A 25813-nucleotide genomic window follows, 5' to 3' on the forward strand; every position below is an offset into this window, starting at 1 on the left:
CCTTCGGGACGTACGGACGAATCGGTCGACCGTCGACGTACAGGCGAATCAGTCGACCGTCAGGCCGTGGCCGCAGGAACGTACGGCGCCAGGTCGGCCGCCAGTTCCTCGTGCACCCGGGCCTTGAGCAGGGTGCCCTCCGGGGTGTGCTCCTCGGAGATCACCTCGCCCTCGGTGTGGGCGCGGGCGACGAGCTTGCCGTGGGTGTACGGCACGAGCGCCTCGATCTCGACCGAGGGGCGTGGCAGTTCGTTGTCGATCAGGGCGAGCAGTTCCTCGATGCCCTGGCCGGAGCGGGCCGAGACCGCGATGGAGCGCTTCTCGATCCGCAGCAGCCGCTGCAGCGTCAGCGGGTCGGCCGCGTCCGCCTTGTTGATCACCACGATCTCGGGCACCTTGGTCGCGCCCACGTCGCGGATGACCTCGCGCACGGCGGCCAGCTGCTCCTCCGGCGCGGGGTGCGAACCGTCGACCACGTGCAGGATCAGGTCGGAGTCGCCGACCTCCTCCATCGTCGAGCGGAACGCCTCGACGAGGTGGTGCGGCAGGTGGCGTACGAAGCCGACGGTGTCCGCCAGCGTGTACAGCCGCCCGCTCGGGGTCTCGGCCCGGCGCACGGTCGGGTCGAGGGTCGCGAACAGCGCGTTCTCGACGAGGACGCCCGCGCCCGTGAGGCGGTTGAGCAGGGAGGACTTGCCGGCGTTGGTGTAACCGGCGATGGCGACCGAGGGCACCTTGTTCCTGCGGCGCTCCTGGCGCTTGATCTCGCGGCCGGTCTTCATCTCCGCGATCTCCCGGCGCATCTTCGCCATCTTCTCGCGGATCCGACGCCGGTCCGTCTCGATCTTGGTCTCACCGGGACCACGGGTGGCGAGGCCGCCGCCCTTGCCGCCGCCCATCTGACGGGACAGCGACTGACCCCAGCCTCGCAGCCGCGGCAGCATGTACTGCATCTGCGCGAGCGCGACCTGTGCCTTGCCCTCTCGGGACTTGGCGTGCTGGGCGAAGATGTCGAGGATCAGGGCCGTACGGTCGATGACCTTGACCTTGACGACGTCTTCGAGGTGGATGAGCTGGCCAGGGCTCAGCTCACCGTCGCAGATGACGGTGTCCGCGCCCGATTCGAGGACGATGTCCCGCAGCTCGTTGGCCTTGCCTGAGCCGATGTAGGTGGCCGCGTCCGGCTTGTCGCGGCGCTGGATCACGCCGTCGAGCACGAGCGCGCCCGCAGTCTCCGCGAGGGCGGCCAGCTCGGCCAGCGAGTTCTCCGCGTCCCGCGCGGTTCCCGTGGTCCAGACACCGACGAGTACGACGCGCTCCAGACGGAGCTGGCGGTACTCGACCTCGGTGACGTCCTCGAGTTCGGTGGAGAGGCCCGCGACACGGCGCAGGGCCGCGCGGTCGGAGCGGTCGAACTGGTCGCCGTCCCGCTCTCCGTCGATCTCGAAGCTCCAGGCGACGTCCTCTTCCATCAGGGCATCGGCCCGAAGATTCTCGGGGTCGTTCTGCGCGAAGGCGCTCTGTGCGGCCTGGGAAGGGGAAGAAGAGGAGGTCATTGGGTCCTTACGTCGATAGGGATACCGAAGGGTGACGGATCACGATCCGTCACTGGCGACAACGCCCGGGGCGTCCGGGAGATTCCCGCCGCCGGCTCGAAGATGGTCGCACGGGACGCCCCGTCTCGTCACCCAGGTTATTTCCCGATCCACCGGGGCCACACCCCGGTGGATCCCGGCTACCGCTTCGCCGAGGCCTCCACCGGGGCCGACTTCCAGTCGGGGTGCCCCGGCATCGGCGGTGTCTTCACCTCGTACAGCCAGGCGTGGAAGAAGCCGCCCAGGTCGCGTCCGGTGATCCGGGAGGCCAGCTCCCGGAAGTCGGAGGTCGAGGCGACGCCGTCCCGGTGGACGGCGACCCAGGCCCGCTGCAGCAGAGCGAAGGCGGGGCCGCCGATCTTCTCGCGCAGGGCGTACAGGAAGAGCGCGGCCCCGTCGTAGACATTCGCCCTGAAGATGCCGATCTTCTGGCCGTTCCCGGGCTCCTTCGGTGCGGCCGGCGGTCCCCCGGCGGTCCGCCAGCGGTCGGAGGCGCCGTAGGCGGCCTTCATGCGCGCCTTCACGGACCTGCCGGCGGTCTCCTCGGCGTACAGGGCCTCGTACCAGGTGGCGTGTCCCTCGTTCAGCCACAGGTCGGACCAGGTGCGGGGGCTGACGCTGTTGCCGAACCACTGGTGGGCCAGCTCGTGCACCATGATCGACTCGACGTACCACTTGGGGTACTCGGGCCGGATGAACAGGTCTCTTTCGAAGAGGGAGAGGGTCTGTGTCTCCAGCTCGAACCCGGTCTGCGCCTCGGCGATCAGCACGCCGTACGTCTCGAAGGGGTAGCGGCCGACCTTGCCCTCCATCCATCCGATCTGGGCGGGGGTCTTCTCGAGCCACCGTTCGAGCTTCTCGCGGTCCTTGGCGGGGACCACGTCACGGACGGGCAGGCCGTTCGGTCCGGTCCGGTGGAGCACGGCGGAGCGGCCGATGGAGACCTGCGCCAGCTCGGTGGCCATGGGGTGCTCGGTGCGATACGTCCAGGTGGTGGCACCGGCGGCGCGGTCCGTGCCGGTGGCGAGGCCGTTGGAGACGGCCGTGTAGCCGTCCGGCACGGTGACGCGGACGGTGAACATCGCCTTGTCGGAGGGGTGGTCGTTGCAGGGGAAAACCACATGAGCCGCGTCGGCCTGGTTGGCCATCGCGAGCCCGTCGGCGGTCCGCACCCAGCCGCCCTCCTCGTCCCCCGTGTACACGGGGTCGCTGGTGTGCCGCACGGTGATGCGCATCCGGCTGCCCGCGGCGAGCGGCTCCCCTGGGGTGATCACCAGATCCTCGCCCGCGCTCGTGAAGACGGCGGGTTCCCCGTCGACCTCGACGGAACGCACCTTCCCATGCGCGAAGTCGAGGTTGACCAGTTCCAGACGTGAGGTCGTCCGGGCGTCGATCGTGGTGACGGCCGTGAGCGGCCGGCGGTTGCTGCCGGGGTAAGTGAAGTCCAGGTCGTACGACTCCACGTCGTATCCCGGGTTGCCGAGGTGCGGGAAGAGCCGGTCGCCGACGCCGAGGGGGACGGCGGGTGAGGGGGCGCTCGCGGCGATCAGGCAGACGGAGACTGCGGAGGCGAGCAGCGCGGACCGGACGCGGCGGCTCCTGGGGCGTGGGGTGAGCGGCATGGACCACCGCTATCAGCGCGCTCGCCCTGCGCGCTGCCGACGCGCAGCGGTCCCACCCGAACGAGCGGCCCGCTGTCTGGCGGGCCGCCTCCACCCGCCGGGGTCGGTAAGCGGCCGCCCACCGAGGTCAGAGGGCGGCCGGGGCTCAGTGCGCGGCCGCCGCCTGGTGCTGGGCCCGGCCCACGTCGTACACGCCCGGCACGTTCCGCATGGCCCGCATCAGGCCCGGGAGGTGGGCGGCTTCCGGGAGTTGCAGCGTGTAGGTGTGGCGGACGCGCTGCTGGGTCGGGGGTTCGACGGTGGCGGAGACGATGGCGACACCCTCCAGGGCGATGGCCTCGGTGAGGTCGGCGAGCAGGTGCGGTCGCTGGAAGGACTCGGCGACAAGGGTGACCCGGAACTCGGTGGTGTCCCCCCAGCGCACATCGATCTCCGGGCGCCCCAGGCCCTTCATACGCGCCACGGCGGCGCATTCGACGCGGTGCACGGTCACCACTCCCCCGCGGACGGCGAACCCGGTGACCTCGTCGGGCGGTACGGGCGTACAGCAGCCGGCGAGACGTACGGTCGCCTCGGGCTTGTCGACGACGACCACGGCGCCGACGGTGTCGGAAAGGGCGGCGGGCTCGTCGAGGGCGGGGCGGAGGGCGGGCGTCTCGTCCTTGCGTGCGCCGTCGCGCTCCTCCTGCTCGTCATCGGCGGCGGGCGAGGGGTGGGTGGCGATCCAGCGCTGGATGGCGATGCGCGCGCCGGGCGTGTGGGCGTGCTCCAGCCACTCTCTGGAGGGCTCGGAGGCCGGGTCCTGGCCCATGAGGAGCTGGACGGTGTCGCCGTCCTTCAGGACCGTGCTCAGCGTCGCCAGGCGGCCGTTGACGCGGGCACCGATGCAGGCGTGCGCGTCCTCACCGTACTGCGCGTACGCCGCGTCCACGCAACTGGCGCCCTCGGGAAGCCCCAAGGTGCCCCCGTCGGGCCGGAAGACGGTGATCTCGCGGTCCTGGGCGAGGTCCTCGCGCAGGGTCGACCAGAACATGTCCGCGTCCGGTGCCGCCTCCTGCCAGTCGAGGAGCCGGGAGAGCCAGCCGGGACGGGTGGGGTCGACGCGCTCGCCCTCGCCGTCGGACCGCTGACCGGCGGCCTGCTCCTCCGACGGAGGAGCGTACGGATTGCCCAGCGCGACGACGCCGGCCTCGGCGACCTTGTGCATCTGATGGGTGCGGATGAGGACTTCGGCGACCTGGCCGTCACCTCGGGCGACGGCCGTGTGCAGCGACTGGTACAGGTTGAACTTCGGTACGGCGATGAAGTCCTTGAACTCCGAGACCACGGGCGTGAGACAGGTGTGCAGTTCGCCGAGGACCGCGTAGCAGTCGGCGTCCTCGTTGACGAGGACCAGGAGCCGGCCGAAGTCGGAGCCGCGCAGCTGTCCGCGTTTCCGGGAGACCCGGTGCAGGGAGACGAAGTGGCGTGGCCTTATGAGGACTTCGGCCTGGATGCCGGCCTCGCGCAGGACGCCGCGCACCTCGTCGGAGATCTCGGCGAGCGGGTCGGTCTCGCGCGCGGCGTTCTCCGCGATGAGTTCGCGGGTGTGCGCGTACTCCTCGGGGTGGAGGATCGCGAAGACCAGGTCCTCCAGCTCGGTCTTGAGCGCCTGGACGCCGAGCCGTTCGGCGAGCGGGATCAGGACGTCCTTGGTGACCTTGGCGATGCGTTCCTGCTTCTCGGGGCGCATCACGCCGAGGGTGCGCATGTTGTGCAGCCGGTCGGCGAGTTTGATCGACATCACGCGGACGTCGTTGCCGGTGGCGACGAGCATCTTGCGGAAGGTCTCGGGCTCGGCGGCGGCGCCGTAGTCGACCTTCTCCAACTTGGTGACGCCGTCGACGAGATAGCGCACCTCCTCGCCGAACTCCTCGCGCACCTGATCGAGGGTCACATCCGTGTCCTCGACGGTGTCGTGGAGCAGAGAGGCCGTCAGGGTCGTTGTCTCCGCGCCCAGTTCGGCGAGGATCAGGGTCACGGCGAGCGGGTGTGTGATGTACGGCTCACCGCTCTTGCGCATCTGACCGCGGTGCGAGGACTCGGCGAGGACCCACGCCCGGCGCAGCGGCTCCAGGTCGGCGTCGGGATGGTGGGCGCGGTGCGCCTCGGCGACATGGCTGATCGCGTCGGGCATACGGTCGCGGGTCGTCGGGCCCAGGAGTGCGGCGCGGCCCAGACGGCGCAGGTCGATACGAGGTCGGCCCTTCCTGCGGAGCGCTGGTGGCGGCGCAGGGGCGGGCGATACGGCGGGGTTCGTGGCCTCCGCGCTCATGGGCACCTCCGGCTGCGTGGACCGGCGGACGGGTGCCCCATGGCGTGCGGCGGCTCAGGGGATCGTGTCGTTCCCCCGTCCGTGCCGGTGCTTGATGCTACCGAGCCCATCACGCCCGTCCGACCGCCTCTCGCCGAGCGTGAAACGGATCACCCATTCGAGCGAAGGTGCCGAGGTTTACGGTTTCGAGTCACCCCACCCGGGGTGCGCCATGGATTCGCATCCCTGCACACACCGCGGGCTTGGATGCATCCGGCGCCCGCGCTCCGGACGCCGTCATGTCAAGCCCTACCACACCTCAACGTGCCGCGTTTTCCAGCCACTTGGCGTCGATCTCGCCCTCGGCGACGATCACCGCGGGACCGGTCATCTCGATCTCGCCGTCGGGCCGCTCGGTGATCACCAGCGTTCCGCCGGGCACGTCGACGGTGTACGTCGCCGGGGTGCCCGTGACGCCCGGGTCGGCACCGTCCCGGCGGGCGGCGGCGACGGCGACGGCGCACGCGCCGGTGCCGCAGGAGCGGGTCTCGCCGGAGCCGCGCTCGTGGACACGCATCGCCACATGGCGCGGGCCGCGGTCGACGACGAACTCGACGTTGACCCCGTCCGGGTAGGCGGAGGCAGGGCTGAAGGGCGGTGCCGCGTACAGATCGCCGGCGTCCGCGAGATCCTCCACGAAGGCGACGGCGTGCGGGTTGCCCATGTTCACGTTCCGCGCGGGCCAGCTGTGCTCGTCGACGCTCACCGTGACGTCCCCTTCGGGGAGGCGCGCGCTGCCCATGCCGACCGTGACGGCACCGTCCTTGTCGACGTGGACCTTCTTCACGCCTCCGCGCGTGGCGACGGCGAGGTCTCCCTCGGTGACGTGACCGGCGTGCAGGAGGTAGCGGGCGAAGACCCGGACGCCGTTCCCGCACATCTCGGCGATCGACCCGTCGCCGTTGCGGTAGTCCATGAACCACTCCGCCTCGGCCGCCAGCTCCTTGGCCTCGGGGTGCGCGGCGGACCGTACGACGTGCAGCACACCGTCGCCCCCGATGCCCGCGCGGCGGTCGCACAGGGCGGCGACAGCGGCCGGGGAGAGGTCGATGACGTTCTCGGGATCCGGGACGATCACGAAGTCGTTCTCGGTCCCGTGCCCCTTGAGGAAGGCGATCCGCGTGCTCATTCCTCGATCGTACGGGAGCGCTCCGCTGGAGGGCCGATGGAGGGTGCGGGAGTCAGCGCGGGTCGATTGTGGCTGGTCGCGCCCACGCGGCGGAGCCGCATGCCGATAGCCCCGCGCCCCTTACGGGGCGCTCTAGCGGAGCCGCGCCACCCGCCACACGGCCAGCACCACCACCGCGGCGACGATCAGGACGTAAAGAAGGGCCATTCGCCAGTCCGGGCGGCGGCCGGAGCCACGGGCGGGCAGGCCGGGCCACGTGTAACCGACCCGGCGGGCGGCCATCATGCCCCAGCCGGCCGCGGTGGCGCAGATCAGCAGGCCGAGCATGGCGACCACGGCGCCGCCGTCGCCGAACTCGAAGGCGAGCGGGAAGGCGAACATCAGGGAGCCGACCGCGGCGAGGCCCACGATGGGCGCGAGCTGCCAGAGCCGCAGCCTGCGCTGGGGGCGCAGCTCGACCTCGACCTCCGGCCCGGACATCTCGTCCGGTTCCGGTCCGTCGTCGCTCACGCCACCGGGGGTCTGGTCCTCGGGACCGTCGGGACTCAGCGGTTCGCCGTCGGGATCCAGTGCGTACCCCTCGGTAACCAGCTGCTCCGCGTCCTCCGCGGTGCCGTGCTCCGCGCCTTGTGCGGTGTCGCGAGGGCCGGCCTCCATCGCCACGCGCCCTCCCAACTCGGACTCCACTTGGTCGATCGAAGCTCGATGATGGCACGCCCCCGGAGGCCGGGATGACCGCCGGGGCGACCCGATGCCATGACGTGATCAGGCTGTAACCGGTCGTTCGACCAACGCGAGGGCGAGCTGCGGGAGTTCCGTCAGGTCGGCGAGACCCCCCTTGAGCCAATGCACCCGCGGGTCGCGCCTGAACCATGAATCCTGGCGGCGCGCGAAGCGCTTGGTGGCACGTACGGTCTCGGCTCGCGCCTCGTCCATGGTGCATTGCCCGGCGAGCGCTGCGAGGACCTGCTGGTAGCCGAGCGCACGCGATGCCGTACGCCCCTCGCGCAACCCTTGCGCCGCAAGGGAGCGCACTTCTTCGACCAGTCCGGCGTCCCACATGCGGTCGACGCGGCGGGTGATCCGCTCGTCGAGTTCGGGGCGCGCCACGTCGACGCCGATCTGGACGGTGTCGTAGACCGAGTCATGTCCCGGGAGGTTCGCCGTGAACGGCTTTCCGGTGATCTCGATCACTTCGAGGGCGCGGACGATACGGCGGCCGTTGCTCGGCAGGATCGCGTGGGCGGCCTCGGGGTCGGCGGCGGCGAGCCGGGCGTGCAGCGCGCCGGAGCCGCGCAGCGTCAGCTCCTCCTCCAGACGGGCGCGGACCTCGGGGTCGGTGCCGGGGAACTCCAGGTTGTCGACGGCCCCCCGGACGTACAGCCCGGAGCCGCCCACCAGGATCGGCCAGCGACCCTCGGCGAGCAGGGCGTCGATGCGCGCGCGGGCGAGCCGCTGATACTCGGCGACGCTGGCTGCGGCCGTGACCTCCCAGATGTCCAGGAGGTGGTGCGGGACTCCGTCGCGCTCCCGGGGGGTCAGCTTGGCGGTGCCAATGTCCATCCCCCGGTAGAGCTGCATGGAATCGGCGTTGACGACCTCGCCACCGAGGCGCTGGGCGAGGAAGACACCCAGATCGGACTTTCCGGCCGCGGTCGGTCCGACGACGGCGATGACGTGTGGAGGGGGAACTGCGCTACTCACTGCCCCAGTCTCGCAAATGCCGGGGCCTCTTCTCGAACGAGCTACGTGACGCGAGGGAGCCGGGGTCGTTGCGTGTTGCGAGTTCGAAGCGCCGGAATCGAGTGCCGGCGCCCCGGATGACGCAATCAGACGCTCCGGGAGAGCGCGGGAATTGACCCGCATGATTAGCATTGAGGTTGATATGGGCGTTTTTTCACTGTTCCGTCGTAAGGCGAAGGACGCGGAAGAGGCCGCAGTGACGGCACCCGCGCCGACCGCCGAGATGGAGGCGGAGGAGTCGGACGAGGCGAAGGGATCCACCGAGGCCGCCCAGCCCGAGGCCAAGGCCGAGGAGGAGTCGGCCGAGCCCGCGGCGGAGGTCGTCGACGCGGCGGACGACGTGGAGATCCCCAAGCAGCAGACCGCCGAGCAGGCGGCCGACAACGAGGCCAGTGAGAGCGCCCGCAAGTGACTGAACCGCGCGGAAGGTGAACCATGGGCCTGATGGATAATTTGAAATCCAAACTCTCCCCGGCCAAGGACAAGGTCTCGCACCTCGCGCAGAAGCACGAGGACAAGATCCAGCACGGTCTCGACAAGGCCGCGCACAAGGTCGACACGAAGACCAAGGGCAAGTACAGCCACAGGATCCAGTCGGGCACGGGCAAGGCGAAGCACGCCATGGACCGACTCGCGCACCAGGACGACGACGGCCACATGCCGCCGCCTGCGGGCGGCGGCCACACACCCCCGTCTCCGGGCGGCGGCCACACACCCCCGTCTCCGGGCGGCGGGACGACACCACCGCCTCCGGCTTCCTGAGCCACGTTCACATCGCCGGGACGGCCGCGGAGCGCCTCACGCTCCCGGCCGTCCGCCGTGTCCGCGCGCTGTATTCGATCTACGACCAGGCGGCCACCAGATAGCCCACCCCGTACGGCGCGTCGTCGTACAGCAGGCTGCCGTCCAGGTCCGCGTTCTCGGCGGCGCCGGCCAGGATCTGCCAGGGGGCGCGGCCGGAGGCCTGCAGCTCGCGCGCGAGCCCGGTGTCCAGCGCCTTCAGGGCCGCGATGTCGGCGTGGGCGAGCGCACGCGCGATCCCGGCGTCGAAGCCGGCCGCGCGGTCGTCCAGGTACCCCGGGGCCTTCAACGTCCGGCACGCGCTGCCGTCGCCCATCACCAGCAGGACCACCCGCCCGGCCGAGCCGGCGATGTCCCGCCCCACTTGGATACACCGCTCGGCGGCGAGTGGTTCCGCCACGCCGAGTCCTTCCACGGGGGCGTCGGCCCAACCGGTGCGGCCGAGCAGCCAGGCGGCGACGGCGAGGGAGGCGGGCAGTCCTGCTTCCGGGGCCACGGCCTCCGCCGCACCCCCGCCCAGGCGAACGCCGAGGTCCACGCCGAAGCCCCGGAAGGAGCCGCGCGAGCCCTCCGGGTACTGCTTGTCCTGCTCGGCGGGGCCCACGACCACCAGCCGGTCGGGCCGGGCGGCGGCAAGCACCCCGAGCGCGTCCGCGCAAGCGTCCCGCGCAGCGTCCAGCTCAGGCGCGGCCCCCGCGGCGACCTCGGGCACGAGCAACGGCGGACAGGGACAGACGGCGGCGGCTACAAGCATGATCCGCAGGGTAACTCTGCCGCTGACGTGGGGCGCATCCGCGCCCCTTCAAGGGGCGCGGGGGACTGCGCGAACAACCCCACGCACCCGCGGCAGGCAAGCACCGCCCCGACCGAGCTGGGACCCGTGATCCGGACCGGAGGCGGTCAGTGGCTACCGCAGCCACCCGTCGTCGCCACCGGCAACGGCTCCGGAACACCGATCTTGGGAAGGCCCAGCATCACACCGACCGGCTTCTCCGCCGGAACGGCATTCCGCTTCTCCCAGGCGTCCCCCGCGCGCGTGCGGCGGACGTCGAGGACGGCACCCTCGGCGAGGAGGTGGTGCGGGGCGGCGTACGTGATCTCGACGGTCACGACGTCACCCGGGCGGACCTCCCGGTCGGGCTTGGTGAAGTGGACCAGGCGGTTGTCGGCGGCGCGGCCGGAGAGGCGGTGGGTGGCGCCGTCCTTGCGGCCCTCGCCCTCGGCGACCATCAGCTCCAGGGTGCGGCCGACCTGCTTCTTGTTCTCCTCCCAGGAGATCTCCTCCTGGAGGGCGACGAGACGCTCGTAGCGGGCCTGCACGACCTGCTTGGGAATCTGGTTCTCCATGGTGGCGGCCGGGGTGCCGGGGCGCTTGGAGTACTGGAAGGTGAACGCCTGCGTGAAGCGGGCCTCGCGGACCACGTGCATCGTCTGCTCGAAGTCCTCCTCGGTCTCGCCGGGGAAGCCCACGATGATGTCGGTGGTGATGGCCGCGTGCGGGATGGAGGCGCGGACCTTCTCGATGATCCCCAGGTAGCGCTCCTGGCGGTACGAGCGGCGCATGGCCTTGAGGACGGTGTCCGAGCCGGACTGGAGCGGCATGTGCAGCTGCGGCATCACGTTCGGCGTCTCTGCCATGGCGGCGATCACGTCGTCGGTGAAGTCGCGGGGGTGGGGAGACGTGAAGCGGACGCGTTCCAGGCCCTCGATCGTGCCGCAGGCCCGCAGCAGCTTGCCGAACGCCTCGCGGTCGCCGATGTCGGAGCCGTACGCGTTGACGTTCTGGCCGAGCAGGGTGATCTCGGAGACGCCCTCGCCGACCAGGGCCTCGATCTCGGCGAGGATGTCGCCGGTGCGGCGGTCCTTCTCCTTGCCGCGCAGGGCCGGGACGATGCAGAACGTGCAGGTGTTGTTGCAGCCGACGGAGATCGAGACCCAGGCGGCGTAGGCGCTCTCGCGGCGGGTCGGCAGGGTGGAGGGGAAGGCCTCCAGGGACTCGGCGATCTCGACCTGGGCCTCGTCCTGGACGCGGGCGCGCTCCAGCAGGACGGGCAGCTTGCCGATGTTGTGCGTGCCGAAGACGACGTCCACCCAGGGCGCCCTCTTGACGATGGTGTCCCGGTCCTTCTGGGCCAGACAGCCGCCGACGGCGATCTGCATGCCGGGGCGGGTGGTCTTCATCGGGGCGAGGCGGCCGAGGTTGCCGTAGAGGCGGTTGTCGGCGTTCTCCCGTACGGCGCAGGTGTTGAAGACGACGACGTCGGCGTTGCCCTCGCCGGCGTCCTCGGGTGCGCGAACGTATCCGGCGCCCTCCAGGAGACCGGACAAGCGTTCGGAGTCGTGGACGTTCATCTGACATCCATAAGTACGCACTTCGTATGTCTTGACGCCCACTGCCTGACTCCGGTCGCTGCTGTTGGTCACTCCGTAAGCCTAAGGCAGCGCCCGGGGAGCCCTCGTCCCCCGGGCGCTGCGGTCTCTCGGCCGGGTCAGGCCGTCGTGTCGACCGTGTCGTCCCCGTCGAGCACGGTCTCCGGGATCTGCACGTTGATCAGTTCGCCGGTGCGCTGGTCGACGGTGAGGCCCCGGCCGGGTTTGCGGCCGCGCAGGTGGGCGTGGGCGAGGCGGGCGCCGACGTAGTCGCCCTCCAGGACGCTCTGCGGGCCGAGGAGGACGCCCTTGCGGTGCCGTTTCAGGGCGCTGAGCCAGCCCATCGCGCCCGTCATGGTCTCCGCGGTGGCCGCGATGACGATGCCGATTCCGTGGTCCCTGCCGGACTGGGCCAGGGAGCGGAGGTTCTGGTCGATGTCCGGCAGGACGAACAGGTCGGCGTCGTCCACCATGACCACCCGGGGTCCGCCGCCGGATTCCAGGGCCTCGGTGAACTCCTCGACCGTGGGTTCCGTCGCGGTGATCAGTCGTACGCCGGGATGGTTGCCGAGGGTGCGCAGTGGCGACTCGCGGGGCGCGAGGATCACCAGGCGGGTGCCGGAGGCGAGCAGGGAGACGGCCAGGGCGGCCAGGGTGGTGCTGCGGCCGGAGCCGGGCGGGCCGACGACCGAGAAGGTGGGGGCGGTGTCCGCGAAGTCCACGCCCACCGGGGAGACGTCGTCGCCGCCGAGGCCCAGCAGGCCCCACATCGGCCGGCGGAACTCCTCCCCCACCTTCTCGTACGCGTCCGTGAACGTGACCTTCACCGGCAGGGTGCCGATGCGGGCGGGACGGCGGTCGGCCGGGAGTCCGGCGTCGCGGCGGGTCGCCTCGGCGCCGATCAGGCGCAGTGCCTCGGCCTGTTCCTGGCCGGTGGCGCCGGGGGCGAGCAGGGCCACCTGGATCTCGGTGCCGCCGTCGGAGGTGAAGCCGCGGCCGGGGAGGACGAGGTCGGGGATGTCGCGCGCCCGCTTGCCGACGGCGTGGTAGTCGGTGCGGTCGTTGAGGCGCAGCAGGAGTTTGTTGTCGTTGAGAGCGGTGGCCCGGCCGGACAGCAGGGCCCGTTCGGAGGTGGCGACGATGTGCAGGCCGGCGGCGGCGCCCTCGCGCAGGAGCCGGTTGAGCTGTTCCACCAGACGGCCGCCGTTGTGGTCGGCGACGGCCTCGATCAGCGCGTCCCAGCCGTCGATGAACAGCATGATGTGCGGCGGACGGGCACCGGCGGCGACGGTCCCGCGGAGTTCGGTGAGGTTGCCGGCGTGCCGCTCGGTGAGGTGTTCCTGTCGGCGTTCCAGTTCGCCGTCGAGCCGGGCGAACAGCCGCTCCAGGCGCTCGATGTCGCCACGGGGCACGACAGCGCCGCAGTGCGGCAGCACGCCCAGTGCCGTGAGTGCGCCACCGGCGAAGTCGATGCCGTAGAGGTGGACGTCGGCGCTGGAGTGGCCCCGGGCGAGGGCGCCGGCCATGGTGCGGAGCACCTGGGAGCGGCCGGAGCGCGGGATGCCGATGACGTACAGGTGTCCGAACTCGGCGAAGTCGAGGCGGACGGGCAGCTGGGCCTGTGCCTCGGGCAGGTCCGAAAGCCCCCAGGAGACGGGGGCCAGACGGGCGCCGCCGGCTTCGTCGGGCTGGGGCAGGTCGTCGATCAGGATGTCCTGGCCGAGGGCCGGGAGCCAGGGGCTGGGCTGCGGGGCGCATCCGGCGCGTTCGGCCGCCTCGGAGACCGCCGCCACCAGGGCGTTGAGGTCGGTGGAGACCTCGTCGTCGGCCGTGTCCGCCGCCGGGTCGTCGCCCTGGTCCGGATCGCCGGTGCCGGGCAGTCCGGCGGCGCGGCCGAGGCGCTGCCAGTGGAGTTCGGTGCCCCAGATGCGGGACTCCTCCACGGGCCGCCGCTCCTGGGATTCCGGGGCGGGCTGCGCGCCGGGCATCGGGGTGCCCGCGTAGGCGGTCTGGAAGGGGACGACGGTGCCGTGGCCGAGCCGGGCGAGGGCGCGGCCGGGGGTGGCCGGGGAGATGCTGACGGCGTCCTTGGTGTCGATGACGTCCATGCTCTCGGAGGCGTCGGTGACCCGGAGTGCGATCCGCAGGTTGGTGTTGGCGCGGATGTCGGAGCTGACCACACCGGCCGGACGCTGGGTGGCCAGGACCAGGTGGATGCCGAGGGAACGGCCGCGCTGGGCGATGCTCACCAGGCCGGGGATGAAGTCCGGGATCTCCCGGTAGAGGGTGGCGAACTCGTCGATGACGATCACCAGCCGGGGCACGGGCAGGAGTTCGGGGGTGCGGCGGCGCATGCCCTGGTACTCGGGGAGGTCCTTGGCGCCGGCGTCGGCCAGGATGTGCTCGCGGCGGGTCAGTTCGGCGGACAGTGAGGTGAGCGCGCGCTGCACCAGGTGGCTGTCGAGGTCGGTGACCATGCCGAGGGTGTGCGGCAGGTCGACGCAGTCCTTGAAGGCGCTGCCGCCCTTGTAGTCGACGAGGACGAAGGTGAGTTCGTCGGGCCGGTTGACCGCGGCGAGCGTGGCCACGAAGGTCTGCAGCAGTTCGGACTTGCCGGAGCCGGTGGTTCCGGCCACCAGGCCGTGCGGGCCGTCCTTGACCAGGTCGAAGGCGATGGGGCCGTCGTAGCCGGCGCCCAGCAGGACACCCGTGGAGGCGGGCCGCCGCTCCCAGCGGGCCGCGATCTGCTCGCCGCTCGGCTCGGGCAGGCCAAGGAGTTCCAGGAGTCCCACCTTGGTGGGCAGGCCCTCGGAGGCGTCCGGGGTGACGTCGCGGATCGGGGCGATACCCCGGGCCACACGCTCGCACCACTCGGGTTCGACCAGGTCCGGGCGGATGTCCGTGATGTCGGGCCGTCCGGTGCGGCGCAGGGTCAGCCGGTGGTTCTCGTGGCGGACCACGGCGGTGCACTCCTCCGGCAGAAGCCGTTCCTCCTGGTCCAGGCAGAGCGGGAAGATCCGGACGGCCGGGCCCTCCTTGAGGATCGAGACCACGCCGGGTACGTCGCGCAGGCGCCGGGCGCCGTCCATCACCACGAGGACGTCCGGTTCGCTCAGCAACGCTTTGCTCATGGTGGACTCGGCGGCCCGCTGGCGGGTGCGCAGGGTGGAGACCAGTTCGGCCACCCGGTTGGCGACGGTCTCCGGGTCGTTGCCGATCAGGGTGACGGCGCCGCCGCGGATGCCGGGCAGGCCGTCGCGGGAGTGGGGCAGCCAGCGCGCCCAGTGCCAGGAGTCCTCGGCGGCCTTGTCGGTGAGGACGACGATCCGCAGGTCGCGCGGGGTGTGCAGGACGGCGGCCTGGGCCGTCATCCAGCGGGCCAGGGCCTGCACCGGGCCGGTCGCGCCGGCCAGGCCCACCACGCCGCTCTCGACGAGGTCGACCCCGACCGGGGCGTCCGGGATCGTCCAGTGGACGGCGGTGTGGTTGTCCTCGCGGGCGGTGTCGTCGATGCCGAGCAGGGACGGCTGCGGGGCGGTGCCGATGCGCAGGGCCAGGTGGTCCGGGTCGCCCCGGCGCCGCTCCCACAGCCGGCGGCCGGGGCCGACCGCCCAGAGTCCGGCCACCGCCGGGTCGGGCGCGCTCTCGGCGCGGAGCCGCCGTTCGGTGGCGACCTTCTGCCGGACGTCCTCCTCCAGCGAGGCCCGGCGCTGCCGGTAGACGCTGGACTTCTCCTCGTAGTCCTTGCGGGCCTGGCGCCGTCCGCTGACGTAGTTCGCGGCGATCAGCACCGGCGACAGGAACATGAAGATCAGATAGAAGTACGAGTTCAGGAAGAACATCATGCTGACGCCGAAGACCATCGGGGCGAGGGCCACGAGCAGCGGAATCGGCCTGCGTCCGGGGGGATCGGGCGGTCCGGGGAGCCGGAACCGCTCGGGCGCCAGGTGCGGCAGGATGCGGGGCGGCCGGTTGTAGTCCAGGCCGCCTCCGCCCTCGGACGGCACCACCGCGGCGTCCCTGGCGGTCGGTTCGGTCAGCCGCAGCAGGTGGTCGCCGACGGACAGCTCCGCTCCGACGGGCCAGAGCACCCAGCCGTCGGGAAGTTCCGCGCTGTCGGCGGCGTCCTCCGGCTCGTCGTCCTCCTCGTCCTGCTCCGCGAGCGGCAGCAACGGGGTGTTGGGCCTGCCCCGGTGCTCCGGCGGCTCCGGGACGGACAGCTGTGCCGGGCCGCCCTCGGGCAGTTCCACGATGGCCGAACCGTCCGGGCGTACGGTCACCCGGACGCCCTCGCCCGGCATGCCCCGGCCGTCGAGCGGGACGGTCGCGTCCGCCAGCGGCCCGATGCCGTGCGTGCCGAGGCCGAGCGGGTGGACCCGTCCGGCGTCCGGGCCGCCCACCACCTGGAGTTCGGCCACCGGTGAGTGGTCCACCCGGTGCGGCTGCGGCATGGCGTCGCGTTCGGGGCCGTAGGCGGTGGCCGGGGGCGGCTGCGGGGCGCCGAGGGCGACGACGCTGCCGTCCATCAGGCGGGTGGCCGCCAGCGGGGTGCCCGGGGCGAGGACCTCGTCGCCCAGGTAGCAGGCCGGGGCCGGTCCCGGTGCGGCGGGCGGGGTTCCGGTCTCGTCGCTGTCACCGGCGCGCAGCCGGGCCAGATGGGCGGCGACGTCCTCGACGGGAGTGCCTCCGGACGCGCTCAACAGCACGTCCTGACGGCCGGTGGCGTCGCCGTCGGCGACCGTGGTGATGAGGAGTTTCACTGCTCCCCTTGGGGGTGCTCGGGGGTGGGCGGGTCGGGTACGGCGTGACGGGCCGGGGCCTGTCGGCGGGGCTCGGGGCCCCGCCGACGGATGTCAGTCCTCTGGGGCGCCGGAGGAGGCGGCGGTGGTGGTGCGGTCCCGGGCGGCGGCCGGTTCGGCGAGCAGCTCGGATCCGGTGGTGGTCCGTGCGGGGGCCGGGGTCTGGAGGGTCGGCCTCGGCGGCTCCTCCTGGAGGACCTCGGCCTCCTCAAGTGCCAGGGTCACCTCGAGCTGCCGGATTTCGTCGGGCTCCTGCGGCTCGCGGCTGTGGGGCCGCTGCCGGGTGGGTGCGCCCCGGCGCGGGGCGGACTCGCGGCGCAGTCGGCGGCGGTCCGCCCGGACGGCGACGGCGACGGCTCCGCCCAGCGGGGCCGAGTCCGCGTCCAGCCCCAGCTCGGGCGCGACCACCCGGCCGCGTCCGTCGACCCGCAGGGCCCAGCTGTGCCCCGCCACCCGGCCGTCGACCAGGCAGACGACGGCGCCCGAGGCGGCGAGGGCGCCGAGCCGCCGCGCCTGTTCCGGGCCGGGGGCGGCGCAGACGACCACGGTCGTGGCGGCGCGCCCGGACTCGTCGAACTCACCGGCGGCCTCGGTCTCCCCGGGCTCCTCGGCCGCCTCCTCCAGGTCGCGCAGTACGGCGTCGAGCCGCTGCCCCCGGTACTGCGGATGGACCCCGTCCGTGACGGTGACCGAGGCTCCGCTGCCGGGCCGGTCCAGCTGTGCGGCCAGCGCCTGGAGCAGTCGGCCCCGGGCGGCGGTGTCGCCCTCGACGGTGATCAGCCGTGGTCCGGCGGCCAGATCGAGGTGGACGCAGGCGCCGTCCGCCATGCCGACGGCGACCGGCAGCGGACGGGTCCGCGCACCGGTGCGCGGGCGGCCCTGGGGCAGCCCGTCCGCCTCCGCGAGGGGAAGCTCCCAGCGCTGCGGTCCTGGCTCGTCGGACGGCTCCCAGGGGGCGGGCGGTTCGGGCAGCGGGCGGGCGGCGATCTGCACGGCCGCGAGCCCGGCTTCCGTGCGCACGGCGTGGGGGACCGCCCCGGGCGCGTCGACCAGAGCCGCCGCGGCCGCGTCCAGCAGCCGTCGTACGAGCAGGCCGCCTCGGGGGTCGGACAGGTGACGGGCCAGGGCTCGCACGCCGCGCCGGTGGCGCCGGTAGCCGCGCAGCGGTTCGCCGAAAGCCCGCCGGGTGAGGGTCAGTTCACGGCCGACGCGACGCCGGAAGCGCCGCCAGCCGCCCTGTCTGCGCACCAGGTGCCGGAGCAGCAGGAAGAGCAGCAGCAGGACGACCACGGCCACGATGAGGACCGTGAGCAGCGAGTCGCCGGCGGGTTTCCCCAGCGCGAGGACCGGACCGGACACCGGGTCGTGGGCGGTCGGGTGGGACATGGCCGGGCCGGCGCTCGGCACGCCGGGCGTGGTCATGCCGCCGCCAGTGTGTGCTCCGGGTGCCGACGGCGCAGCTCCCGTATCGCGTGATGGGTGCGGGACTTCACCGTGCCCGGGGGTATGCCCAGGGCGTCGGCGGCGTCGGTGCCGGTGCAGCCGAGGACATAGACGTAGAAGAGCACCTCGCGGTGGGGGTGCGAGAGCCGGGAGAGGGCGTGGACCAGGAAGCGGCGCTGGACGGCCTGACTCATGGGGTCCACGGTCTCGGCGTGGTGCTCCAGGGTGTGTTCGTGGGTCACCTCGTTGTGCGGCCGCTCGCGCCGGGCCCAGTCGATCACCAGGTTGTGCGCCACCCGCATCAGCCAAGCCCGGGAGGGCGACCAGTCCGGCGGCTGGCTCGCGGTGCTCTGCCAGGCGCGGACCAGGGTCTCCTGGACGAAGTCCTCGGCGCGCTGACGGTCACCGCGGATCAGTCCGGAGACATAGCGGAGCAGCGGACCGTGGTGTTCTTCGTAGAGTCTGCGGATGGAGCCGTCGCCGGTCGGCGGTGCTTCGCCCGAGGCGGGAGCACTGCCCGTCGCGACGGGACTGGGTATGGACGTTCTCATAGATTCCCCCAGGGCCGGCGTGCGTCTTCTGTGCCGGTCCGGTCGGGCGCCGCGACTGCGGCGTTGGCTGGGCAGGGCTGAGCAGGGCTGAGCGCGGGTACCCGGGATGACCTCACGGTTCATGGGTGGAACGTGAGGTTCCGCAACGTGGAGTCTATGAGTGGTTCGGCAGCTTTCAAGGGTTCCTGAGAGGAACCTGAGGTTACCGATGAGTTGTCCGAAAACCCGAACAGGGGTGCCGGTCCGGGGGATGGACCGGCACCCCTGCGGGAGGGACGCCGCCGACGGAGGGGGATTCCGGGTAGGCGTCCCGGCTCGGGGTGGACCCGGCTCAGCTGGGGATGCCGCCGGCGATCTGCGAGTCCAGGTTGTTCACGGCGTTGCAGACGTCGCGGAACTGCTTGGAGAACTGCGTGATGTTGTTCACGGCCTCGGTCAGCGACTTGTTGAAGTTCGCGTAGGACGTCTGCATCTTCGGGCTGGTCGCCGTCAGCAGCAGGCCTCCCTGGAGGAGGTTCTCGACGTCGGCCTGGAGCGAGGACAGCTGGGGGACCAGCGTGTCGCTGACGGCGGAGTCGAGCTTCTTGGCAGTGCTCTCGATTTCCTCGTCGTCGATGACGTTCTTCGGCATGGTGCACCTCGTTCTGTTGTGACGGACCCGGCGGCGCAGGAGACGCGCGCAGGGAGCTTGGGGGGAGGTGGGGCGCCGGGGCGCTCCGCGCGGGTCAGCGCCAGTTCTCGCCGAGTGTTCCGAGCGGTGGTTCGGCGCTGCTGCGTTCGTGCTGGGTGAGGGAGTCCCGCAGGTACCAGGTCCCGTCCTCGGCTCGCTGCCAGATCTCCTGGATCTCGTTGCCGGCGTCGGCGACGAAACGCATTCCGGTGTTCTCGTTGGTGACGACCTTGGTGACGGAGCCGTCCGCACCGGTGTAGTCGGTCCGGGTGACGCCCTCCTGCACCGTGGTCGTCGTCCCCGGAGCGGTGGAGCCGGAGGGCCGGCCGCCGCCGTCGACCAGCGGGTTCTCCACCGTGAGATACGCGGGGGGCCGGTCCAGGAACTGCTGGGCGTCCTGCTTGCCGGCCTCGGAGTCGAGGTAGGTCTCCTTGTCCATGGTCAGCTCCCAGTCACCGTCCGGCCGCTTGGTCCAGATCTGGAGAGTGTCCCGGCCGGTCTCGTCGGTGACGTAGCGCTTCATCCAGCCGTCGGGTGATCCCTCGGGCGAGGAGTCCATGTAGACCTTGGTGACCGAGCCGTCGGAGCTGCGGATCGTGGTCACGGAGTCGCCGTCCCTGGACAGCGGGTGGTACGTCTCCGAGTACGACAGGCCCGTGTTCTTGTTGGTGACGGTGGTGGTCGTCTCGACGGGGTCGCCGTTCCCGTCGACCTTGATCTCACCGTTCTCGTCGAGCTGGTACGACACCGTGGTGGTGCTGTTGCCGTCCTCGATCGTGTAGCCCTTGGGGACGAAGGCCTCGTCGGGCAGATCGTCCAGTTGGCCGCGCATGCCCCTGAGCCGGCCCACGTCGGCGTCCTTGTCCGGATCCCAGTCGCGCAGCTTGTCGTACTCCTCGCCGAAGGTGTCCTGGAGATCCTGCTGCCGCTGCTGGACGGGCTTCTCCTCCTCGGTGAGCGCGGTCTGCTCCTTGTCGGTCTCCGACTGGTCGTCCCACAGTTGCTCCTGGCGGTCCTGCAGGTCCTTGGACTCCTGGTCCAGGGGGTCCAGTCGCGTCTGGAGGTCGGCGCGATCGGCGTCCAGGCCGTCCTGCTTGACCTGCAGGGCGTCCTCGACCTCCTTCTGGGTGGACCTCTCCAGGGCCCAGAGGCCCTTCTGCTTGGTCTGGAGCTCGTCCTGCCGCTCGGAGAGGGGCTCCTGCGCGCGGCTCAGCGCGTCACGCTCGTCGTCGAGTTCCTTCTGCCGCTCACGCAGCGGGGCGAACGCCTTCTCCTGGTCGCGCTGTTCATGCTCCAGGGCGTCCCATCGCGCGGCGAGCCCCTTGCCCTCGGACTCCCACAGAGCGTCCCGGTCCTTGTCCAGGGCGTCCTGCCTGCGCTGCCAGTCGTCGAGGTCCGCCTGGGTGGCGTTCCCGTTGCCCAGCAGGGTTTCCCGTTCCTTCCAGAGGGCTTCCTGCCTCTCCTGGAGGGCGTCCTGCTTGCCGTCGTAGGCCTCCTGCTCCTGCTCCAGGGCGGTGGCCTTCTTCTCGAGGGCCGCGTCCTGTTCCGCGCGGAGGGCCTTCTCGTCCTCCCAGAGCTGCTGCTGCTTGCGCTGGAGTTCCTCCTGCTGCTTCAGCAACGGCTCCTGTTCCTTGCGGAGAGCCTCGTACTCCTTCTGCAGCTCGTCCCGCTCGACCTGGAGCTTCTCCTCGCGCTGCTTGAGGAGGTCCTTCTCCTCCTGCCAGAGCTGCTGCTGCCTGGCCTGGAGTTCGTCCTGCTCCTTCAGCAGGGGTTCCCGCTTCGCGGCGAGCTCCTCCTGCTCCTTGTTGAGCTCTTCCTGCCTCTTCTGCTGGGCCGCGGTCTGTTCGTCGATCTTGTTCCGCTTCTCGACCAGCGCGTCCTGTTCCTTCTTCAGGCGCGCCTGCTGGGTCTTGTAGCGGGCTTCCAGCCTTGTGGCCTCCTGCGCGCGGAGCTTGCCGTTCAGCTGCTGCTTGCGGATCTCGTTCTGCCGGTTGGCCTCGTCGCGGACCTGGGCGGTGACCTGCTGGGCTGCGCCGGCGGCGTGGGAGGCGTCCTGGTCGTAGAAGGCCTTGCCCGCCTTGTCGAGGAGGTTGCCGAGGTCCGTCATGGCCTGCCAGCCCTCACCGAAGGACTTCTTCCAGGCTCCGTAGAAGTCCTCCAGCGCCTCGGCCGTCTCCCGGCGCGGGCCGATGTCCCCGGCGGCGAACGTCTTGTCCGTGTGCGAGGTGGCGTCGAGTTCGTCGCGGAGGTGCCACAGATGGCGTGCGAGGACGGTCATCAGGTCGTAGTCGTAGGAGACGCGCACCATGCTGCCGTCCTTTCGTCGAAGCGGTCGTGTCGGAGGCCGAGCCGCCCTGTAGACGAGGACTCGGGTCCGGATGGTTCATAAAGATTTCGTCCGCACCGCGCTGACCGGCGAGAACTGTGGCGTGCGCCACTTTCTTGAACTCTGGAGCCACCTCGGTACGTCTGCTTTCGGTACCCCAAGTCCCGGACCGCCTGGAGGACTCCTTGGCCACCTCCGACGAGTGGAGCAGAGTCGGATTCACCGGCAATCCGGTGACGGGGAATCCGGGCGTCGTCGACAACATCACCAAGGAGCTGCGCGGCCTCAGCGATCTCTCCGGGCGGGTCAGCGGCGGCCTCGACGCCCTGCTGACCAAGGCCGAGGACGGAGGCTTCGAGGGGCGGACCGCGGACGCGCTGCGCACGTACGTCAAGGACGAGCTCAAGACGTTCATGGCGAACATCAACCGCTCGTTCGACATGGCGGCCGACGCCACCGCACGCTACGCGCGCGCCCTCGGGGACTCCCAGGACCGGGCCGAGAACGCCGCGGACACCGTCGCCGCGCTGGAACGGGTCGGTGGTCAGCCGCTGGCCGAGAACGATCCGGAGATGACCCGCGCCCGGGGCGAGGTGGACGCCGAGATCGACGCCGTCCAGGCCGAGGCGAAGATCCTGGAGGACACCCTGCGCGAGGCGGCGCGGCTGGTGTCGCGGCCCGTGAAGAAGCCGAAGCAGAGCTTCTGGAAGCGGTTCGTGTCGACGTTCTTCAAGGTCCTGGAGATCGTCGCGCTGGTCATCACCCTCGTCGCGGCCGTCATCGGCGGCCCTCTGGGCGTGGTGGCCTTCGGACTGGGAGCGGTGCTCTTCGCCAAGGCCCTCGTCGACTACGCCACGGGCAACGGCAACGCACTCAGCCTGGGCCTCGCCTTCCTCGGCATCCTGTTCCCTTCGACGAAGGGCCTCACCACCCTCGGCGGGCTGGCCCGCATGGCCTCGTCCGCCGCGAGGGTTCTCAGAGGCGTCCTCTCCGTGAGCGGGCGGCTGCTGTTCCGGGGCGGCAGGACGCTGCTCTCCTCCCCGGGCAGACTCCTGTCGCTGGCCGGACAGGGGCTCGTCCGATTCGGCAGCGGGCTCGGCAGCCGGGCCGCGGGCGGGTTGATGGCGCTGCCCCGGGTCCTGTCCAAGACGCCCGCGATGCTGGGGGCGGCCCTGCGGTTCATGGGCGGATTTGCCCGGAGCACCTTCCGGCAGGGCTGGTCCGCGCTGACCCGCGATTTCGTCGAGTCGACCGCGTTCGTCGGCGGCGGCACGGCCGGACGGCTCGGCGTCTTCACGGTCATGAGCCTGGGCCGGCTCACGATGACGGCGCTGCTGCCCGTGCGGTACTCCGAGATCGCCCGGTTCGGCTACCGGGGCGCGTTCCGCATCGGGTTCATCGATCGCGGCATGCACTTCACCCCGCGGGCCCTCCGACCGCTCGGCAGAACGGGCTCCCTGGCCGCGGACCTCACCAACCTGACGGGCCGCAACCTCGACCGGGGCGGAAGTCTGCGCCCGGTGAACGGCACGAACAGCGACAAGCTCGCCGTGCCCGGGACCCCCGAGTTCAACGCCACCCTCGACGAGTTGGCCGATATCTCGGTGACGCCCGTGACGGCACCCCGTATCCCCGGATTCGGCTCCCTGACCGGCTCGGGCACCCCCCGTATGCCGGGCCGCCTCGACGACATGGGCGGCCGGCTCAACACGCTGGACACCCTCGACACGGTGGGGCTGCCGGTCGGCACGGTCCCCGGCGGACAGCGGCTCGGTGTGCTGAACCCCGTGACGGGCCGGGTGGGCGACGATCTGATGCCCCCTCGGCTGCGCACCCCGCTCACCCTGTTCGACCAGGTGGACGAGTTCGGCGCCCCCCTCACGCCCGGCTCCCCCACCACCCTGCTGCCGCCGCGCACCACGGTCGACCAGCTGCGGGACCTCGACGAACTGACGGGTATGGAGCGCACCGGGGCCGGTCTGCTCAAGCCCCTCGACGAGCTGTCGGATCTGGCGGGCCTGAGTTTCGACGGCAGGCTCGGCGGTCTGACCGAGTTCCAGGTGAGCAAGATCCTTGACGGTGAGATCGATCTGGTGAACGTCACTCCGGACGGGGTCGTCCTGCGCATCGGGAAGACCGATCCGGTGGACGTCCGGGTGCGGTTGAAGGACGGGGTGAAGGTAGATGTCCTCGGACCCGCCGACCCCCGCGTCCCGACCTGGAACTCGGTGACCGGCGGCAACCGCCTGGACGAGCTGGGGATCAAGCTCGACGACCTCACCAGGCTGATCCCCGACACCACCGACGGCTCCCGCGGCGCACGTGATCTGCTCGGCCTGGGACCGGTCCGGACGGACCTGACCACCCCGGTCGCCAAGAGCACCACGTTCACCCCGCTGACCCTGCGGGACATCGTCACCGGCGGGGCCACCGGCAAGCTCGCCACGGAACGCTTCCAGGCCTGGGTGCGCACCCAGGCCACCCAGCTCCAGCTGGACACCGCCGGACGCGGACTCGGCGAACTCGACGGGCTGACCGACGTACCGCCGCTGAGCCGCGCCAAGGCCCAGCTGGACCTGAGCGCCGCGCAACTCGACTTCAACCGGTCCAGGATCGCGTTCGACCGGCTGGGGATGAACCTGGACACGGTCCGCCGGGACATCACGGTGATGATGACTCGCGTCGACGGCCCGGGGGCCGCACTGCCCACCGGTGAACTTCGCCTGCTGGACAACCTCGGGCGGCCCACCGGTCAGTGGATCACCATGGAGCCCGGGCCGACCGTCACCTGGGCGCTCAGGTCGGACGCCGGGATCGTCCCCGACGTCCAGGTGCGGATGGCCGACGGCGTGTTCACCGTCACCTCACCCGACGGTGCCGTCACCCGGTTCGGCGCCGACGGCCGGCCGACGGTCCTCGGCGATCCCGGCTCGGTCACGCTTCCCCGGCTGCCGGGGACGGGCCTGGACGAGGTGGTCCTGCCCTCGCCACGGCAACTGGACCGGCTGGCGTTCGCCGCCGACCGCTCCGTCGACATCCAGACCATCACGCCCGCGCCGGTCTGGCGCGCGACCGACGAGACGTTGTGGCGTATCGGCGGCAAGCGCCCCCTCGACCAGATCTTCAGCGAGGGGTTCACCGTCCGCGACCCTCTGGAGACGAGTCTCGACGTCATGGTCAGGACCGGCCAGCCGTCGGCGTTCCTGAGCACCACCACGGACAGGAACCTCGTCTGGGACGGCATCTTCAAGTTCGAGATCGAGGCCTCCGGCGGCATCGACGTCGGCAAGACCTTCGAACGCTCCATGGGCACGGACGCCTGGCGGGCGTCGGGCTGGGCCTCGGAGAACGAGATCGCCTTCCCCGGCGGTATCGCCTCGGAGTTCATCCGTGGCGCGTACCGGATGGATGCCCAGCACAACCTCCTCGAATGGATCCCCAACCCCAACTTCGGGGGCAGCAACCCCTTCCCCGAACTGGCAGTGGTTCCGAAGGGCGCCGGGGAGGGCACCTCGGGTCTCGGCGCGCTGGACTTCCAGGGTTTGTCCCTCGACGACCAGCTGCGACTGCTGGACCAGCTCGATCTGGGCGAGACCAGGGCCTTCGACGACATCGGCTCCCTGAATGGGGGCAACGCCCTGGACGACGCCGGAAGCCGGCTGGACGATCTCGGCCATCTCTCGGACGAGTTCCGGTTCGACCGCTTCGACGCGCCCGCGCCCCGGACCGAGACCGTGCTGGTGGACCCGGCGGACTTCGCCGGGAATACCGGCTTCCGGATGGAGTGGCAGCGCACCCCGCTGGAGAACGGCGGGTTCACGTTCACCGACCAGGCCGGGGACATCCGGCTGGTGTTCAACGGCGACGAGGTCCGGCAGTTCACCGACATCCGGCTCCCCATCGGCGACGGCTTCGTCCGCTTCGACGCCGATGCGGGGCCGGGGTCCCTGCCCCGGACCGTCGGGCAGGACGGAGTGCCACTGCCCGGCGGTGCGACCGTCGAACCGGTCAGGGGCGCGCTGGGCGTGGTCACGGGTGTTCGGGTGCAGTCACCCGACGGTGCCTGGATCGGCCGGTTCGACCTGGACGGGACGCGGCTGTCCGAGCAGCTGACCCTGTCCGGCCCCGTCGGCGGACCGCCGGCCGGGTCCCGCCTCACCACGACGTTCACACAACTGCCGGGCGGCGCCCAGTCGGCGACGTACCGGCTGACCGTGCCGGGGCCGGGCGACGGCGCCTTCGATGTCGTACGGCTGGACGGGGATCTGGCGCAACGGCTGCCGGGCGGATTCTCGGTGACCGACACGGCGACCGGAGGGCGGTTCCTGTTCGACCGGGGCGGCCGGTTCGTGGACCTTCCGGTGGACGAGGCGCCGCCGATACGCCTGGACGTGTCCGGCTCCTCCGTGCC

Annotated in this window: 15 protein-coding genes and 2 pseudogenes; 3 read left to right on the plus strand and 14 right to left on the minus strand. The window is 71.4% G+C overall.

What is annotated here, in order from left to right:
* Positions 1-59 precede the first annotated feature (59 nt).
* The 7 genes and pseudogenes from hflX to miaA form a co-directional block, all read right to left on the minus strand.
* Entirely contained in the window at positions 60-1556 is a 1497-nt protein-coding gene (gene hflX / locus ACFU53_RS31470; protein ID WP_383999904.1) for a GTPase HflX, read from the minus strand.
* Positions 1557-1735: 179 nt separating this feature from the next.
* Positions 1736-3217 (minus strand): M1 family metallopeptidase, encoded by a 1482-nt coding sequence (locus tag ACFU53_RS31475; RefSeq protein ID WP_383999907.1) that lies wholly within the window; start codon positions 3215-3217, stop codon positions 1736-1738.
* A 145-nt stretch (positions 3218-3362) separates the two neighbouring features.
* Positions 3363-3671, minus strand: coding sequence for an ACT domain-containing protein (locus ACFU53_RS31480; RefSeq protein WP_383999944.1), 309 nt, complete (start codon positions 3669-3671; stop codon positions 3363-3365).
* A gap of 417 nt (positions 3672-4088) precedes the next feature.
* Positions 4089-5531, minus strand: a pseudogene (locus tag ACFU53_RS31485) (RelA/SpoT family protein); the annotation flags it as partial.
* 298 nt (positions 5532-5829) lie between these two features.
* A complete protein-coding gene (gene dapF / locus ACFU53_RS31490; protein WP_383999910.1) occupies positions 5830-6699 on the minus strand; it encodes a diaminopimelate epimerase in 870 nt (289 codons plus the stop codon).
* 132 nt (positions 6700-6831) lie between these two features.
* Complete coding sequence (locus ACFU53_RS31495) at positions 6832-7362, minus strand: hypothetical protein (protein ID WP_383999947.1); 531 nt, start codon at positions 7360-7362, stop codon at positions 6832-6834.
* Between the two features lie 102 nt (positions 7363-7464).
* On the minus strand, positions 7465-8403 hold the full coding sequence (miaA, locus tag ACFU53_RS31500; RefSeq protein WP_383999913.1) for a tRNA (adenosine(37)-N6)-dimethylallyltransferase MiaA: 939 nt from the start codon (positions 8401-8403) through the stop codon (positions 7465-7467).
* Between the two features lie 181 nt (positions 8404-8584).
* Between miaA and ACFU53_RS31505 the strand changes: the two genes are divergently transcribed.
* Positions 8585-8854, plus strand: a complete 270-nt coding sequence (locus ACFU53_RS31505) for a hypothetical protein (protein ID WP_383999916.1) — start codon at positions 8585-8587, stop codon at positions 8852-8854.
* 23 nt (positions 8855-8877) lie between these two features.
* Entirely contained in the window at positions 8878-9204 is a 327-nt protein-coding gene (locus ACFU53_RS31510) for an antitoxin (protein WP_383999919.1), read from the plus strand.
* A 79-nt stretch (positions 9205-9283) separates the two neighbouring features.
* Here the strand turns inward: ACFU53_RS31510 and ACFU53_RS31515 are convergent, their stop codons facing one another.
* The 7 genes from ACFU53_RS31515 to ACFU53_RS31545 form a co-directional block, all read right to left on the minus strand.
* Positions 9284-9997 carry a class III extradiol dioxygenase subunit B-like domain-containing protein gene (locus ACFU53_RS31515; protein WP_383999922.1) on the minus strand — a complete coding sequence of 238 codons (714 nt, stop codon included), beginning with the start codon at positions 9995-9997 and terminating at the stop codon, positions 9284-9286.
* A gap of 146 nt (positions 9998-10143) precedes the next feature.
* Entirely contained in the window at positions 10144-11667 is a 1524-nt protein-coding gene (gene miaB / locus ACFU53_RS31520; protein ID WP_383999925.1) for a tRNA (N6-isopentenyl adenosine(37)-C2)-methylthiotransferase MiaB, read from the minus strand.
* 65 nt (positions 11668-11732) lie between these two features.
* Complete coding sequence (locus ACFU53_RS31525) at positions 11733-16373, minus strand: FtsK/SpoIIIE domain-containing protein (protein WP_383999929.1); 4641 nt, start codon at positions 16371-16373, stop codon at positions 11733-11735.
* 93 nt (positions 16374-16466) lie between these two features.
* A complete protein-coding gene (locus ACFU53_RS31530) occupies positions 16467-17834 on the minus strand; it encodes a hypothetical protein (RefSeq protein ID WP_383999932.1) in 1368 nt (455 codons plus the stop codon).
* Positions 17831-18406, minus strand: a complete 576-nt coding sequence (locus tag ACFU53_RS31535; RefSeq protein WP_383999935.1) for a sigma-70 family RNA polymerase sigma factor — start codon at positions 18404-18406, stop codon at positions 17831-17833. The genes ACFU53_RS31530 and ACFU53_RS31535 overlap by 4 nt, the downstream gene beginning before the upstream one ends.
* Before the next feature lie 331 nt (positions 18407-18737).
* Positions 18738-19037, minus strand: coding sequence for a hypothetical protein (locus ACFU53_RS31540; protein WP_383999938.1), 300 nt, complete (start codon positions 19035-19037; stop codon positions 18738-18740).
* Positions 19038-19131: 94 nt separating this feature from the next.
* Complete coding sequence (locus ACFU53_RS31545; RefSeq protein WP_383999941.1) at positions 19132-21384, minus strand: hypothetical protein; 2253 nt, start codon at positions 21382-21384, stop codon at positions 19132-19134.
* A 203-nt stretch (positions 21385-21587) separates the two neighbouring features.
* Here ACFU53_RS31545 and ACFU53_RS31550 point away from each other — a divergent pair.
* Positions 21588-25813: pseudogene (locus ACFU53_RS31550) on the plus strand (hypothetical protein); the annotation flags it as partial.

It is taken from the genome of Streptomyces sp. NPDC057474, assembly GCF_042802555.1.
Lineage (GTDB): Bacteria > Actinomycetota > Actinomycetes > Streptomycetales > Streptomycetaceae > Streptomyces.